The organism is Nonomuraea sp. NPDC050691, assembly GCF_040654455.1.
In the GTDB taxonomy this organism is placed as follows: domain Bacteria; phylum Actinomycetota; class Actinomycetes; order Streptosporangiales; family Streptosporangiaceae; genus Nonomuraea.
The window spans coordinates 16,254-30,195 of record NZ_JBFAIA010000026.1; the positions used below are offsets into that span (position 1 = coordinate 16,254).

At 72.6% G+C, this 13,942-nt stretch carries 14 protein-coding genes and 2 pseudogenes; 7 read left to right on the top strand and 9 right to left on the bottom strand.

Annotated elements, in window-relative coordinates:
* Nucleotides 1-101 precede the first annotated feature (101 nt).
* Complete coding sequence (locus AB0H81_RS13835) at nucleotides 102-305, top strand: CDGSH iron-sulfur domain-containing protein (protein WP_358373692.1); 204 nt, start codon at nucleotides 102-104, stop codon at nucleotides 303-305.
* Nucleotides 306-401: 96 nt separating this feature from the next.
* The gene (locus AB0H81_RS13840; RefSeq protein ID WP_358373694.1) at nucleotides 402-740 is read left to right on the top strand and encodes a hypothetical protein; all 339 of its coding nucleotides are present in this window, start codon (nucleotides 402-404) and stop codon (nucleotides 738-740) included.
* 139 nt (nucleotides 741-879) lie between these two features.
* Here AB0H81_RS13840 and AB0H81_RS13845 read toward each other — a convergent pair whose 3' ends face one another.
* The 3 genes from AB0H81_RS13845 to AB0H81_RS13855 form a co-directional block, all read right to left on the bottom strand.
* Nucleotides 880-1,374 (bottom strand): GNAT family N-acetyltransferase, encoded by a 495-nt coding sequence (locus AB0H81_RS13845; RefSeq protein ID WP_358373697.1) that lies wholly within the window; start codon nucleotides 1,372-1,374, stop codon nucleotides 880-882.
* A gap of 36 nt (nucleotides 1,375-1,410) precedes the next feature.
* The gene (locus AB0H81_RS13850; protein WP_358373700.1) at nucleotides 1,411-1,986 is read right to left on the bottom strand and encodes an HD domain-containing protein; all 576 of its coding nucleotides are present in this window, start codon (nucleotides 1,984-1,986) and stop codon (nucleotides 1,411-1,413) included.
* Nucleotides 1,987-2,096: 110 nt separating this feature from the next.
* Nucleotides 2,097-2,540 carry a protein-tyrosine phosphatase family protein gene (locus AB0H81_RS13855; protein ID WP_358373703.1) on the bottom strand — a complete coding sequence of 148 codons (444 nt, stop codon included), beginning with the start codon at nucleotides 2,538-2,540 and terminating at the stop codon, nucleotides 2,097-2,099.
* Between the two features lie 105 nt (nucleotides 2,541-2,645).
* Between AB0H81_RS13855 and AB0H81_RS13860 the strand changes: the two genes are divergently transcribed.
* The gene (locus AB0H81_RS13860; RefSeq protein WP_358373706.1) at nucleotides 2,646-3,107 is read left to right on the top strand and encodes a GNAT family N-acetyltransferase; all 462 of its coding nucleotides are present in this window, start codon (nucleotides 2,646-2,648) and stop codon (nucleotides 3,105-3,107) included.
* Nucleotides 3,108-3,131: 24 nt separating this feature from the next.
* Here the strand turns inward: AB0H81_RS13860 and AB0H81_RS13865 are convergent, their stop codons facing one another.
* A complete protein-coding gene (locus tag AB0H81_RS13865) occupies nucleotides 3,132-3,665 on the bottom strand; it encodes a MarR family transcriptional regulator (RefSeq protein WP_358373709.1) in 534 nt (177 codons plus the stop codon).
* Between the two features lie 39 nt (nucleotides 3,666-3,704).
* Here AB0H81_RS13865 and AB0H81_RS13870 point away from each other — a divergent pair, with 39 nt between their 5' ends.
* Nucleotides 3,705-4,724, top strand: a complete 1,020-nt coding sequence (locus AB0H81_RS13870) for a DMT family transporter (RefSeq protein WP_358373712.1) — start codon at nucleotides 3,705-3,707, stop codon at nucleotides 4,722-4,724.
* Nucleotides 4,725-4,809: 85 nt separating this feature from the next.
* Here AB0H81_RS13870 and AB0H81_RS13875 read toward each other — a convergent pair.
* A pseudogene (locus AB0H81_RS13875) lies at nucleotides 4,810-5,379 on the bottom strand (methyltransferase domain-containing protein); the annotation flags it as partial.
* 145 nt (nucleotides 5,380-5,524) lie between these two features.
* Between AB0H81_RS13875 and AB0H81_RS13880 the strand changes: the two are divergent.
* The gene (locus tag AB0H81_RS13880) at nucleotides 5,525-6,187 is read left to right on the top strand and encodes a nucleotidyltransferase domain-containing protein (protein ID WP_358373714.1); all 663 of its coding nucleotides are present in this window, start codon (nucleotides 5,525-5,527) and stop codon (nucleotides 6,185-6,187) included.
* Nucleotides 6,184-6,776: pseudogene (locus tag AB0H81_RS13885) on the top strand (nucleotidyltransferase domain-containing protein). The gene AB0H81_RS13880 and the pseudogene AB0H81_RS13885 overlap by 4 nt, the downstream one beginning before the upstream one ends.
* Before the next feature lie 25 nt (nucleotides 6,777-6,801).
* Here the strand turns inward: AB0H81_RS13885 and AB0H81_RS13890 are convergent.
* The 3 genes from AB0H81_RS13890 to AB0H81_RS13900 form a co-directional block, all read right to left on the bottom strand.
* The gene (locus tag AB0H81_RS13890) at nucleotides 6,802-7,971 is read right to left on the bottom strand and encodes an FAD-dependent monooxygenase (RefSeq protein WP_358373717.1); all 1,170 of its coding nucleotides are present in this window, start codon (nucleotides 7,969-7,971) and stop codon (nucleotides 6,802-6,804) included.
* 415 nt (nucleotides 7,972-8,386) lie between these two features.
* On the bottom strand, nucleotides 8,387-9,253 hold the full coding sequence (locus tag AB0H81_RS13895; protein WP_358373720.1) for a hypothetical protein: 867 nt from the start codon (nucleotides 9,251-9,253) through the stop codon (nucleotides 8,387-8,389).
* A complete protein-coding gene (locus AB0H81_RS13900) occupies nucleotides 9,250-9,750 on the bottom strand; it encodes a SigE family RNA polymerase sigma factor (protein WP_358373723.1) in 501 nt (166 codons plus the stop codon). Before AB0H81_RS13900 ends, AB0H81_RS13895 begins: the two co-directional genes overlap by 4 nt.
* A 213-nt stretch (nucleotides 9,751-9,963) precedes the next feature.
* On the opposite strand from AB0H81_RS13900, the gene AB0H81_RS13905 reads away from it, so the two are divergent.
* Nucleotides 9,964-12,201: an Orn/Lys/Arg decarboxylase N-terminal domain-containing protein gene (locus AB0H81_RS13905; RefSeq protein WP_358373725.1), complete on the top strand. Its 2,238-nt coding sequence runs from the start codon at nucleotides 9,964-9,966 to the stop codon at nucleotides 12,199-12,201.
* Between the two features lie 75 nt (nucleotides 12,202-12,276).
* On the opposite strand, the gene AB0H81_RS13910 is transcribed toward AB0H81_RS13905, so the two are convergent.
* Nucleotides 12,277-13,878: a hypothetical protein gene (locus tag AB0H81_RS13910; protein WP_358373728.1), complete on the bottom strand. Its 1,602-nt coding sequence runs from the start codon at nucleotides 13,876-13,878 to the stop codon at nucleotides 12,277-12,279.
* Between the last annotated feature and the right edge of the window lie 64 nt (nucleotides 13,879-13,942).

A 13,942-nucleotide genomic window follows, 5' to 3' on the forward strand; every position in this document is an offset into this window, starting at 1 on the left:
TCTGAACGGTCTCGCGACACCAGTGAAGCGTCACGGTGAGTGAGTTTTCGCGATGACGGCCTGGGCAGGTGTCCGGAATGCGTACCGACGGTGACGGCGAAGTGACCGTGACTCCTTGCGAGGACGGGCCGCTCCTCGTGCGCGGCCGGTTCCGGCTGGTGACCCAGGAGGGGCAGGAGATCGACCCTGGCCGGGCGACGGTGGCGCTGTGCCGGTGCGGGCTGTCGTCCACGAAACCGTTCTGCGACGGCTCCCACCGGGCGGCGGGCTTCCGGGCGACCAGCGATCCGGACCCCGCCGCCTGACATTCCCCCACCCCGCCCAAGACCCGGCAAAGCGGGTTGATGGCGTGTTACCTGGACATACGGGGCGGGTAGCAGCACCAGAGCAAAGGGGGAATCATGATCAGAATGCTCCACAAGATGGGAATTCGATCCCATCACGCCTACACCGCCGGCATGGCCTCCATCGGGCTCGCGTTCGCGTCCTGGGCCATGTCCACCCAGGCCGAGAAGACCCACGGCCTTGACCGGGCCGACCGGTGGGGCATCTTCATCGGCGAATGGGCTCCCACGTTCTTCGCCCTGGGCGTCGCGCTGCGCATGGAGGAGGGCGGCGCGCGGGAGGCCATGGGCATGGGCGGCACCATGCCGGAGATGGAGCGCGGCATGGAGGCCGACACGGACGTGTTCGACCGCACGTCCAGCGGCATGTCCCGCCCCGCGACCACGAGCAGGTAGGCGCGCCGCACCAGGCGTCCCGGATCGCCGCGGGCCCCGTTCCCGGAGCCCGCGGCGACGGACGTCACGGGACGGTCGGTCCGGGAAGGCGGGCGGCCAAGGGCCCGGCTGTCAGGAGCGGATGGTCAAGAGTGGGCGGTCAGGGGGCGGCGCGCCCGGCCAGGGCCTGGAGCGGCTCGTCCGTCAGACGGAACACCGTCCACTCGTCCATCGGCACCGCGCCCAGCGCGCGATAGAACCCGATCGCGGGCTCGTTCCAGTCGAGCACCGACCATTCGAGCCGGTGATAGCCGCGCTCGACGCAGATCCGCGCCAGCTCGGCCAGCAGCGCCCGGCCGTGGCCGCCGCCTCTCCGGTCCGGGCGCACGTACAGGTCCTCCAGGTAGACGCCGTGCGTGCCGCGCCAGGTCGAGAAGCTGAGGAACCACAGCGCGAACCCGACGACCTCACGCTCCCCCTCGGCGCCCTCCTCCTCCGCGACGTGCGCGAAGACCGCCGGCGCGTCGGCGAAGAGCGCGGCGCGCAGCTGCTCCTCGCTCGCGCGCACCTCGTGCGCGGCCTTCTCGTACTCGGCGAGGTCGTGGATCAGTCCGAGGACGGCGGGCACGTCGGCAGGGGTGGCGCGGCGAATCATGCCCCCAGCGTAGGGGACCCGCCGGCGTGACCGGTCTCAGCCTCCGTCGAGGACGCGGGTCAGCCAGTCGAGCGTGTTGGTCCGCAGGGCCTCGTCGGCGAGCCGCTTGGCCGTGGCCGTCTTGAGCGCCGCCAGCGAGCTGTCGATCCACGGCTGCACGTTCTGGTTCCCCTGCTCGCGGTACTCCACGGCCTGGAGCAGGCATTCGAGCTTGTCGGCGTCGCGGGCGCACACCGCCTCGAGGCTGACCTTCTCCTCGTACTCGGCGATCGCGTCCCGCAGCATGGCGGCCACGGCCTCGGGCACGTCACGCGTCTGGTCGGCGGTGACGTCCTCGTTGGCGGGCGCCGTGACGTAGCGCTTGGCGACGTACGGGATGTCGGTGATCCGCGTCTCCTGGCTGTCGTGGAACAGGCTCATGAACGCCGCCCGCTGCGGGTCGCCGCCCTCCAGCGCCGCGATCACCCCCGCGATGACCGCCGTGCGGAACGAGTGGTCGGCGATGCTCTCCGGATCGCGCACGCCCGCCACCAGCCAGCCGGTGCGCTTGTAGCGCTTGAGCAGCCCCATCTCGTACAGCAGGCCCGTCAGCCCCGTCATGTCGTCAGCCACGAGGAGTCCCCTCTCACCTCGGTACCTATGGGCCGAGCGTAGACGACGCTCCCCCCTGCGGGCCTCGTCCTGGGCGACACGCCGTACCGGCCGGGCCTTTACCGGCGTGCTTACGTCCCGGCCCGAGTCGGGAAACGGGCGACGAAGCGGCGTTGCCAGGGCGTCTCCACGGCCCGGGCCTTGTAGTGCGCGCGCACGTACGCGACGGCCTCGTCACCCGGCACGCCGTCCAGGACGGCCAGGCAGGCCAGGGCGGTGCCGGTGCGGCCCACGCCGCCGCCGCAGGCCACCTCGACCCGTTCCGTCGCGGCGCGCTCCCACACCTCCCGCAGCGCCTCCGTCGCGGCGGCCCGGTCGGAGGGCAGCCAGAAGTCGGGCCAGCGCACCCACCGCGTCTCCCACGCCACCGCCGGAGGCTCCTTGCCGAGCAGGTACACCCCGAAGGCGGGCGCCGCCCCCTCGGGAAGGGGACGCCTCAGCCCCCGGCCGCGCACGAGCCGCCCCGAGGGCAGCCGCAGAACACCGGTCGTCGCAGGGTCCCAGGTATCGATCACGGCCCGAGGATAGCCCGGCCCCCTGGCCGCGGAGGAGGCCGTTCGCTCAGGGATGATGTCCACCGGGCACTCCTGGATGATCACAGTGGACGGGAAGTGATGAGCATGACCGACGACGTGCGGCTGCGCGCCGCCGAACCGCGTGACTACGACCGGATCGCCCCCGTGGTGGACGACTGGTGGGGACGCCCCGTCCAGGGCGTCCTGCCGCGGCTGTTCCTCGACCACTTCCACCGCACCAGCCTCGTGGCCGAGGACGGCGACGCCCTGGCGGGGTTCCTCATCGGCTTCCTGTCCCCGTCGCTGCCCGACGCCGCGTACATCCACTTCGTGGGCGTCCATCCGGGCCGGCGCGGCGGCGGGCTGGCGCGCCGGCTCTACCGGAGCTTCTTCGGCCTCGCCGCGGCGGACGGCCGTACGCGGGTCCGGGCGATCACCTCGCCGCTCAACCACGGCTCCATCGCGTTCCACCGGGCGATGGGGTTCGCGGTGGAGGGGCCCGTCCCCGACTACGACGGACCGTCCGTCGACCGGGTCGTGTTCGAGCTCCGCCTCGGCACCATCTGAGACCAACTCCGAGAGAGGCGGTCGCTACGCGCCGGGTTCGTCGCGCGGCGGGCGCGGGGACTCGAAGCAGGCGAGCCAGGTGACGAGCAGCCGTTCCAGCTGGGCCGCCTCCTCGGGGGTCAGGCAGTCGAGGAGGCGGCGCTCGTTGCGCGTGTGCTCGGCGAACGCCTCGTCGATCAGCTCCCGCCCGGCGTCGGTCAGCGCGACGACGCGCGCGCGGCCGTCCCGCTCGCTGGGGCGGCGGGTGACCAGGCCGCCGCGTTCGAGCCGGTCGATCCGTTTGGTCATGGCGCCCGTGGTGACCATCGTGTACGCGGCGAGCTCGCCGGGCGCGCGTTCGAACGGCGGCCCGGCCCTCCGGAGGGAGGCGAGCACGTCGAACTCGCCCTCCCCCAGCCCGTACCGCCGGTAGACGATCAGGAGCCGGTCGGTGAGGTGGCCGGCCAGGCGGTGCAGCCGCCCGATCACTCCCAGGGGCGCCACGTCCAGGTCGGGACGCTCGCGCGCCCACGCCTGCTGGATCCGCGCCACGTGGTCGAGACGGTCGAGATCGGTCACGGTTACATAGTAGCTTCCATGGAAGCTACATTGTCTTCCATGGAAGCTACTTTGCGGTGGGCCCCGGTCACCGCGATCGCGCCCGTGGCGTGGGGCGCGACGTACCTCGTCACCCACCGGTTCCTCCCCGCCGACCACCCCCTGTACGGCGCCGCGATCCGGGCGCTGCCCGCCGGGCTGCTGCTCCTCCTCGTCCGCAGGCGGCTTCCGCGCGGGTCGTGGTGGTGGCGGTCGCTGCTGCTCGGCACCCTGAACATGGGCGCGTTCTTCGCCCTCGTCTACCTGGCGGCCCAGACGCTCCCCACCAGCGTCGCCTCGACGATCATGGCGACCTCGCCCGTGGTGATGATGCTGTTCGCCTGGGCGGCCCTGTCCGAACGTCCACGCGCGACGCACGCGGCCGGGGCGGTCATCGGCATCGCCGGGGTCTGCCTCCTGCTGCTGCGCGGCGCAGCGGCCGTGAACGCGACGGGGGTGCTGGCGTCGGTCCTGGCGATGACGATGTCGTCGTTCGGCTACGTGCTGGCCAAGAAGTGGAGCGCGTCCGTGGACGTGTTCTCGCTGACGGCGTGGCAGCTCGTCGCCGGCGGCGCCGTGCTCGTCCCCGTCGCGGTCGTGGTCGAGGGCGCGCCGCCGCGGCTCGACACGCCGGCGCTGCTCGGGTTCGGGTACGTCACGGTGGTCGCGACCGCGCTGGCGTTCGCCGCCTGGTTCACGGGGCTGAGGCACCTGAGCGCGGGGACGGTCGGCCTGATCGGCCTGCTCAACCCGCTGACCGGCGTCCTGCTCGGCACGGCGGTGGCGGGCGAGACGCTCACGGCGCAGCAGGTCTGCGGGCTCGTCCTGGTCTTCGCGGGCATCCTGCTCGGCCAGCCGATCACGGCACGCCTGCTCTCCCGCGCGCGCCCGCCGCGCCCCGCACCCGCCGGCCCCGCGGGCGGCCGGGCGCCTCGGCCGTCACCAGGAACAGCAGGAACGACGCCAGGAACGGCCGCGACCGCAGCTCCTCGATCCACTCCTCCGCCCCGGGGCCGAGAGCGCCCGCCCGGTTCGCCCTGACGACGGTACGGCGCAGCCCGAGCAGCCGGTCGGCGGTGTCGAAGTCGCGGAACACCGGCGCCACGGTGGTCACGGACCGCACCGTCAGTCCCGCCTCCTCGCACAGCCGCGCCAGCCCACGGCCCACGGCCGCGTTGCGGACGACCTCAGCGGCGACGAAGCGCGTCAGCCGGCGGCTCATGGCCATGTCGCGGGAGTCGACCAGCAGGCCGTCCCAGTCGGGCTCCGCCATGACGATCCGGCCCCCGGGACGGACCACGCGCCGGAACTCCGCCAGCACCCGGGACGGGTCCTCCACGTGCTGGAGCACCCGGTCCGTCCGGGCCCGGTCGACGCTGCCGCCGTCCAGCGGGAGTGCGTGCACGTCACCGGGGCGGACCTCGGCGCCCGGCCGTCCCCCCAGCCGGGCGCGCGCCTCCGCGACCATGGCCGGGTCACGGTCGACGCCGATGACGCGGCCTCCCGGCGCGACCGCGTCCGCCATCTCCGCGAGGTCCGTGCCGGGCCCGCAGCCGAGGTCCACCACCGTCTGACCCGGCCGCAGGCCGAGCAGGCGGAGGACCCGCCGTTTGTACGCCCGGCCCGGTGCGCTCGCGGCGACCTGGTCGAGGTAGTCGATCGGATCGGGCACCGACGGCTCATGACTGTCGATCATGAGATGGAGCCAAGCACAGGGCCGTGGCGTTCCCGCGGGGAAACTGTCGAGATTCCGTGCAGCAGCGGCACGAAACTAGAGGACATTTCCCGATACGCCCCGATACGGTGATCGACCACCACCCCACAGGAAGCCGGCACCCACCATGACCTCCCGCGAAGGCCCCCGCCTCGGCGACGACCTGATTCTGTCCGTCGTCACGGGATCGCGCGCGTACGGCCTCGACACCGACGGGTCCGACACCGACCGGCGCGGGATCTTCGTGGCCCCCACCCAGGACTTCTGGCGCCTGACCAAGCCGCCCACGCACCGCGACGGGCCGCTGCCGGAGCAGTTCTCCTGGGAGGTGGAGCGGTTCTGCGCGCTCGCCCTGGCCGCGAACCCCACGGTGCTGGAATGCCTGTGGTCGCCGCTCGTCGAGGTCGCCACCCCGTACGGGGAGCGGCTGCTCGGCCTGCGCGGGGCGTTCGTGTCGCGGCGGGCGCACAAGACGTTCGCCCGCTACGCCGACGACCAGTTCCGCCGCCTCGACCCGGCCGCCCCGAGATGGAAGCAGGCCATGCACATGATCAGGCTGCTGCTGAGCGGGCTGAACCTGGTCCGGCACGGCGAGCCGCTGGTGCGGATGGACGCCTTCCGGGACCGCCTGCTGAGCGTCCGGCGCGGCGAGGTGCCGTGGGCCGAGGTCGACGCGTGGCGCGTCTCCCTGAACGCCGAACTGGCCGCCGCGCCCAGCGTCCTGCCGGCCGAACCCGGCCTGGAACGGGTGGAGGAGTTCCTGATGGACGTCCGAAGGGGCCACCTGTGAACCTGCCCGCCTGGCTGCCGGAGATCGCCGGCGAGCAGCCGTACCCCCTGGCGTTCGCCACGGTCAGCGGCGCGCACCTGTACGGCTTCCCGTCGGCCGACTCGGACGTGGACCTGCGCGGCGTGCACGTGCTGCCCGCCGAGCGGGTCGTGGGACTGCGCACCGGCCCGGACACGCTTCGCCGCTCGTCGCGCTCGCGCCCGCCTGCCTGACCCGGCACCACGCCCACCACTACCTCGGGTTCGCCCGGACGCAGTGGCGGCTGTTCGAGAAGACGGGGCGGCTCAAGCCGCTGCTGTACACGTTCCGGGTGCTCCTGACCGGGCTCCACCTCATGCGGGCAGGGGAGGTGGAGGCCGACCTGACGCGCCTGTACGCCTACGGCCCGCCGTACCTGCCGGACCTGGTCGCCGCCAAGCGCGAGGCCGAGCACGGCGCGGCGCCGCACGTGCCGGGCGCGGCCGGGGACGTCGAGCGCCTGACCGCCGAGCTGACGGAGGCGCGCGGCTCCTCGGCCCTGCCGGAGGAGCCGGCGGCCCACGACGCCCTCCACGACCTGGTCGTACGGACCCGCCTGACGGCCCGCTGAGGAAGGAGACGTCCGCCCGGGGCGGTCAGTGCCTGCCCCTGCGCAGCTCCCCGAGAGTCGTGGACAACTGGTTGAGCCGGTAGTACAGCCGCGGCGGCACGTGCGGCAGCACCCCGGAGTGCCGCTGGCTGAGCAGCACCACCAGCTGCTCCGGCGGCAGGTCGATGTAGCGCGTGAGGTCCTCGTACCACCGGGCGCTGTTGCGGGCCGAACGCTGGGGCGCCACCAGCGCGGCCTTGCGCTCCCGCTCGTACCAGGCCAGGGCGGCCTCCGGCTCCATGCCCGCGTGCAGGGCGTTGACCAGGGTGGCGGCGTCCGCCAGGGCGAGGGCGGTGCCCGCCCCGATCGAGTAGTGCGTGGTGTGCGCGGCGTCCCCCATGAGGACGACGTTGCCGCGGCGCCACGTGCGGTTGGTCAGGGTGCGGAAGTTCAGCCAGTGCGCGCCGCCGTCGGCGTTCGCCCGGCCGATCAGCGGATGCCCGTCGAGGATCTCGGCGAACAGCTTCTCCAGCAGGGCGAGGCTGTCGGCCTCGTTCGCCTGGTGCAGGCCGAGCCCCCGCCACGTCTCCGGGGAGCACTCGACGACGCAGGTGCTGTGGCCGTCGCCGAACCCGTAGCCGTAGCACCAGATCCAGCCGTGCTCGGTCGGCGTGAACGCGAAGGTGAAGGCGTCGAAGACCTTGGTGGTGCCGAGCCAGACGTACATGTCGCGGCCGACCTCGACCTCGGTGCCGAAGTGGGCGGCGTGGCGCTCCCGCAGGACGCTGTTGACCCCGTCGCCGGCCACGACGAGGTCGGCGCCGGCCAGCTCCTCCGCGTCCTCGTCGGCGATCTCGTGCTCGAACTCCACGCGGACGCCGAGGGAGCGGGCCCGCTCGGTGAGGATGTCCAGCAACCGGCGCCGGCCGACACCGAAGCCCTCGTCCCCGTTCTCCACCGTCACCGTCGCCCGGTGGCGCACGTGCACGACGAAGCTGTCCCAGCGGACCGAGCCGTCGAGGATGGCGGCCGCCGACTCGGGGTCGGCACGCTGCAGATGCTGGAGCAGTTCGTCCCAGTAGGTCACTCCCCAGCCGTACGTGGACCCGGCCGGGTTGCGCTCGTAGACGGTGATGTCATGGGACGGATCCACCCGCTTCATCAGGATCGAGAAGTACAGGCTGGCGGGCCCCCCGCCGACACAGGCGACCTTCACCCTAGCCCCCCTTGATAACACAACGCGATCAATTCGTGACATAGAGTATCAGTGGAGGTGTGCGGAGAGGCGGCGTCACGCGCCGAGCCGCCGGTCACGAGATGGCCAAGTCCTGGGAGCCCGAGCCACTCGTCACCCGGGCTCCCCGAATACGGGCAATGCTCCCGGCGCGATCAGGATCTCGTCCAAGGCGAGCGGCAATCTGTCCGAGTGAAGAGACTGGCAGACCCCGACCCTCGACGGCTCCGGCCCCACGACCTCGCCCACCGTCACCCCCACGGTCACCCCCGACCAGCGGTTCGGCTACAGCTCCGGCAGGCTCCAGATCCTCGGCAAGTGCCGCGAACAGCCGAGTCCAGGCGACCTCTCGCACGGACCCGGCTCGCCCCCGTCGTGATGCCCCGTTCCGCCGCGGTCAGCCCGCCGGCGTGGAAGCGCCGTCCGCCGGGCGTTCGGTGGCCACCGTGGGCCCGTTGTCCGGTACGGGCCCGGTCGAGACGGACGTGCCCGGAGCGGGCCGGTCGTAGACGCCGATGGCCCACCTGCCCGGCCGGCCACCGACGATGGCCGACAGCCGCCGACGCACCTCGGGGTTCATCAACGCGACGGACTGGGCGGTCTCGTCGCAGTCCTCACCCTTCACGGCCGGCCGGCAGCCGTTGACGGCCTCGGCGACCTCCCGGACCGGGGCGTCCGCGGGGAAGACCCAGACCTGCAGATATTGCGGGCGCTTCAGCCAGCCGGACGGCACCGACAACTCGTCGCCATGACCGCCTACCCCATCACCGCACCGCCCGGTCCCACCGGTCGGCTCGCCTCCCCTGCCCCGATGCTCGACGACGACCCAGGCGCGCGGATCTTCGCAGATCACCTTTTCCCCGGTGTAGACGCTGGTCGGCGTGAAGGTCACCTTCTGAACCCCTCCCACCGTCTCGAACCGCTGCGAGTGGATCAGATGGAGATCGAACTTCTTGGTTCCCAGGACCACCCGCATCGTGTCGTCAAGCTCGGGCCCGGGTGTGACCTGCGCCGAGTCCACAGGCCGCCGAGCGACCGCCGTACCCTCCGCCCTGTGCGGGCCGGCGGGCAGGAGACCCGTCACCCCGACGGCGGCGACGGCCGCGCAGGCCAGCGCGGTCCCGGCCGTCACGGCACGCCGGGTACGGCGCATGCGACGGCCCCGCCGTACGATCGCGTCGAGATGAGCGGACGGCTCCCGGCCGGCCCGCTCGTGGCCGTGCTCGTTCAGGAGCTCACGCAGGTCGCTCTCGGTGTGCCTCATCGCTGGACCTCCTCCAAAGTCATGGTCTGAATGTCGGGATCGACGCGAAGACGGGTGAGGGCCCGGCTGAGCTGGCTCTTCACCGCTCCCAGCGAACAGCCGACGATCTCGGCCACCTGGGCCAGCGTCCGCCCCTCGAAGTAGTGCAGGACGATCACCGCACGCTGGCGCGGGGAAAGCGCGCCGATCGCCTTCCACAGCGCCGCCTGGCCCTCCACCTCGCCGGCCGGGTCACGCGGATCGGCCGTCTCGGGCAACGTCGCGGCCGGCACCTCCCCACGCCAGCGCCTGCGCCACCAGGAGGCGTGGGTGTTCACGATGATCCGGTAGACGTAGGGGTCCGGATTGCCCTCGATACGCCTCCAGGCGAGCCATGCCTTCGCCAGCGCGGTCTGCACCAGATCCTCGGCCGTGCCCCAGTCCCGGGCGAGGAGGTACGCCATCCGGCACAGCCGTAGATGCCGGTGCGCCACGTACTCGGCAAACCCGTCGTCCATCGCTCATCTCCGTCTTGTTGTCTCTCCGGCGATGACTACCGCCTGGGAGGCTCGTTCGGATGACAGGTGGTGTCACGAGATCGCCCGGCCCGCGTCGCTGCGGAGCACCGCGGCCATTACCGATTGTTGCCATTCGAGTGCTCCGCGTTACCATGGTGTGGGGCCGGCAGGACCTTCCCGGCCCCTCCCTTGCCCCCGACCACGGAGCGCCGCATGGAGCGAACGGTTCTGGCCGCCGTCACCGAACGTCCCGACGCCGACTCGGCGCTCGCCGAACAGCTCCGCCGCGTGTGCGCGGCGATGGACGAGCTCGGGCTCCAGGTGCGCTGGACCCACCGAGCCGAGGACGCCCTTGCGGTGGTCGGGTCCGACGCGTCCCTCGCGGCGGTGCTGGCGGCGTGGGACGCGCCGGGCGCCGAGGAGCTGCTGGGCGCGGTCGCCAGGCGGTTCCGCGGGCTGCCCGTGTTCCTGATGACCCAGGAGCAGGAGCTCCCGCTGTGGGTGTACGAGGTCATCCAGGGCTACGTCTTCCCGCTGGAGGACACCCCGCAGTTCATCGCCGGGCGCATCGCGTACGCCGCCGACCAGTACGCCGAGAAGATCCTCCCGCCGTTCTTCGGCGCGCTGCGGCGCCTGCAGGACCACCATCGCTACTCCTGGCACACCCCGGCCCACGCCGGCGGCGTGGCGTTCCTCAAGTCGCCGGTGGGCCGCGCGTTCTTCGACTTCTACGGCGAACGGCTGCTGCGCACCGACCTGTCCATCTCGGTCACCGAGCTGGGGTCACCACTCGACCACACCGGCCCCATCGGCGAGGCTGAGCGCAACGCCGCCCGCGTCTTCGGCGCCGACCGCACGTTCTTCGTGGTCAACGGCAACTCCACCGCCAACCGCATCGTCGGCCACCACGCCATCGCCCGCGACGACACCGTCCTGGTGGACCGCAACTGCCACAAGTCGGTCCAGCACGCGCTGGCCATCAGCGGCGCCCGCCCGGTCTACCTCGTGCCCGAGCGCAACGGGCTCGGCCTGGCGGGCCCGATCCCGCCCGCCGCGCTGGAGGCGGCCGCCATCCACGCCCGGGTGGCCGCCCATCCCCTCGCGGCCGGAGCGCCGACGTACGCGGTGATCACGAACTCCACGTACGACGGCGTCTGCTACGACGCGGTGCGGGTCGGCGAACTGCTGGGCGCCAGCGTGCCGCGGCTGCACTTCGACGAGGCGTGGTTCGCCTACGGCCGGTTCAACCCGCTCTACGCCGGCCGGTACGGCATGGCCGTCGACGAGCGCACGCTGCCGGGCCCGGGCCGCCCCACCGTGTTCGCCACCCAGTCGACGCACAAGCTGCTGGCGGCGCTGTCGCAGGCGGCGATGCTGCACGTCCGCCCCTCGGAGCGGGCGCCGGTCGACTACGACGCCTTCAACGAGACCTACCTCATGCACGCCTCCACCTCGCCGCTCTACCCGATGATCGCCTCGCTGGACGTCGCGGCGGCGATGATGGACGGCCCGTCGGGACCGTTCCTCACCGGGGAGGCGATCGTCGAGGCCGTCCGGTTCCGGCAGGCGATGGTACGCCTGGCCGCCCGCATCCGCGAGGACGGCCTGCGGCCCGACTGGTTCTTCGGCGTCTGGCAGCCCCCCGCCGTCACCGATCCGCGCACCGGCCGGACCGTCTCGTTCGCCGACGCCGACCCGGCGCTGCTGTGCGCCGAGCCCCGGTGCTGGACCCTGGAGGCGGGAGCCGCGTGGCACGGGTTCGACGGCATGTCCGAGGGCTACTGCCTGCTCGACCCGGTCAAGGTGACGATCACCTGCCCGGGCGCCGACGCCGCCACCGGCACGCTCGACTGGGGCATCCCGGCCCGCGTCGTGGCCGCCTACCTGCAGCGGCGCGGCATCGTGGTGGAGAAGACCGGCGACCACACGCTGCTGGTGCTGTTCTCCATGGGGATCACCAAGGGCAAGTGGGGCACGCTGATCGACGCGCTCACCGACTTCAAGAACGCCTACGACGCCGACCTGCCCCTGGCCGAGGTGCTGCCCGGCTTCGGACCGCCCGCGATCTCACTGCAGAAGTTCTGCACCCTGGTCCACGAGAACCTCCGTGACTCCGGGGTCGGCAAGCTGCTCGACCAGGTCTTCACCACCCTGCCTGAGCCCGTGTCCACGCCCGCCGACTGCTACCAGGCCATGATCCGGGCCCGCACCGAACGCGTCCCGCTGACCGGCCTGCCGGGCCGGGTCGCCGCGGCCACGGTGGTGGTCACGCCGCCGGGCATCCCCATGCTGATGCCCGGCGAGGCGACCGGCCCGGCCGACGGGCCGCTGATGACCTACCTGCGGGCCCTGGAGGACTTCGACCGGGCCTTTCCTGACCTGGCCACCGACATCCACGGGGCGCACCGCGACGACGACGGCCGCTACTGGGTGGAGGTCGTCAAGGACTGAGCCGGTCGCCCCGCCCCAGGGCCCCTGGGCTCGCCCCGCTTCCGCGCCACCCCGCGAGGGGTGTGGCGCTCAGCGTCAGGAGCGCTGCCGACCGCCGCCACCGAAGCGCAGCGGCGCCGCCCCCCGGCGCTGCCGGAGGACGGCCAAGCCTAAGCCGAGCATGGCGTAGCCGCTGAGCACGGCGAACCCCGCCGCTCCGGACAGGGGGAAGTAGCCTTCCGGCGGCGCGTAGAAGGCGAGCACCTGGGGGTACTCACGCAGGGTCTGCTGGACGGCGAAGGCGGCTGCCGGAGTGAGGCGCAGCAACCACACGGACACGACGTCGGGCAGGAGCGGCAGGGTTCCCAGCACGTACGGGAGGACGATCACGCAGACCGCGACGAGGATCGCCGTCCAGGACCTCCGCGTCAGGGCGCCGAGGGCGAGCGCGAGAACGGCGGCGACGGCGACCAGCGCGGCGACGCCGACGACGACCCGCAGCCCGCCGAGCGCGGAGACGGGCAGGACGCCGATGCCGTTGCCTCGCAGGATCGCCGCGCCGACCGGCACCACGACCCCCGCGGCGACCAGTCCGGTGAGGAAAGCCGCCGCGCCGGTCACCATAGCCTTCGCCGCCAGAACGCGGCCGCTGAGCGCCGCCGGACCGGTTCGGCCGGTTCGGCCGGTTCGGTGTCCGGCGGTCGCGAACCGCACGGCCACGACGATCACGATGATCAGCCCGATGGGGAGGCCGACGAGGGTGCTGCCCACGGTGCGCCCGCTGTCGGCGACCGGCCCGATGTCACCTGTCCCGGTGACGGTGAACGTGCCGTGCGACTCGACGAGCCCCGGCGCCCGGTGATGCAGCTCCCAGTCGGTACCGCCCATCGCCCCCACAGGGCCCGCGCCCCATCCGGCGGCCGGCGCGCCGCCGGGCCCGGCGAGGGGCGCGCCGGCGAGGCGGACGGTGTCGAAGACGGCGCTGGCCTGGGTGAAGCGCGATGCCGGCAGGCTCGCCCCGAGGGGCGTGCGCTCGAGCGTCAGGTCTCCCGGGGAGGCGACGAACAGCCCGACCTGCACGGTGGGGGGAAGCCCGGAAAGGTGCGCGGTGCCGACTTTCTCCCAGTGTGCGCCATCGGTCGACTCGTAGCCCGTGATGGTGCCGCCGGAGCGGGTCAGGCGCAGCCAGCGTGGCGACACCGGAGAGACGCCGCCCGGGCGGCCGGCCACATCGTGGACGTAGTCGTACTGCATCCGGACGCCGTGGCCGCCGGTCAGCATGAGCGCGGCGTACGAGGAGCCCTGCCGGGTGCCGTCCTTGAGGATGATGCCGGCTTTCGCCCAGGGCACCAGGCCCGGGACGATCTGGTCGTGGTCCGGCGGCGGATAGGTGATGATCCCCGTCATCGAGGTCAGGCGCGCGGTGATGCCGCCATTCTCCCCCAAGGGCCGGTGCACGAAGAAGAACGTGTCGCTCACCGCCTGTCCGTCCGGCCCCACGGGCGCGACGGGACATGGCACTTCCACCGGACCCTCGCTGCACGACGGGTGGACGACGGCCAAGAGCAGGCCGAGCAGGATGACGACCATCGCCGCGACGGACATGGCGATCATCCGGCCGCGGCTGCGGAACCTCCTCCACTCGCGGCGCAGCGGTGAGGTCACGGGCTCGGCGGCGGCTTCGTCGGTTGCTGGCATGCGTCCGGTTCTACGCCGCGAGCCGTAACACGACGGGAACCGCCGCTGTCACAGCCCTGTTAGG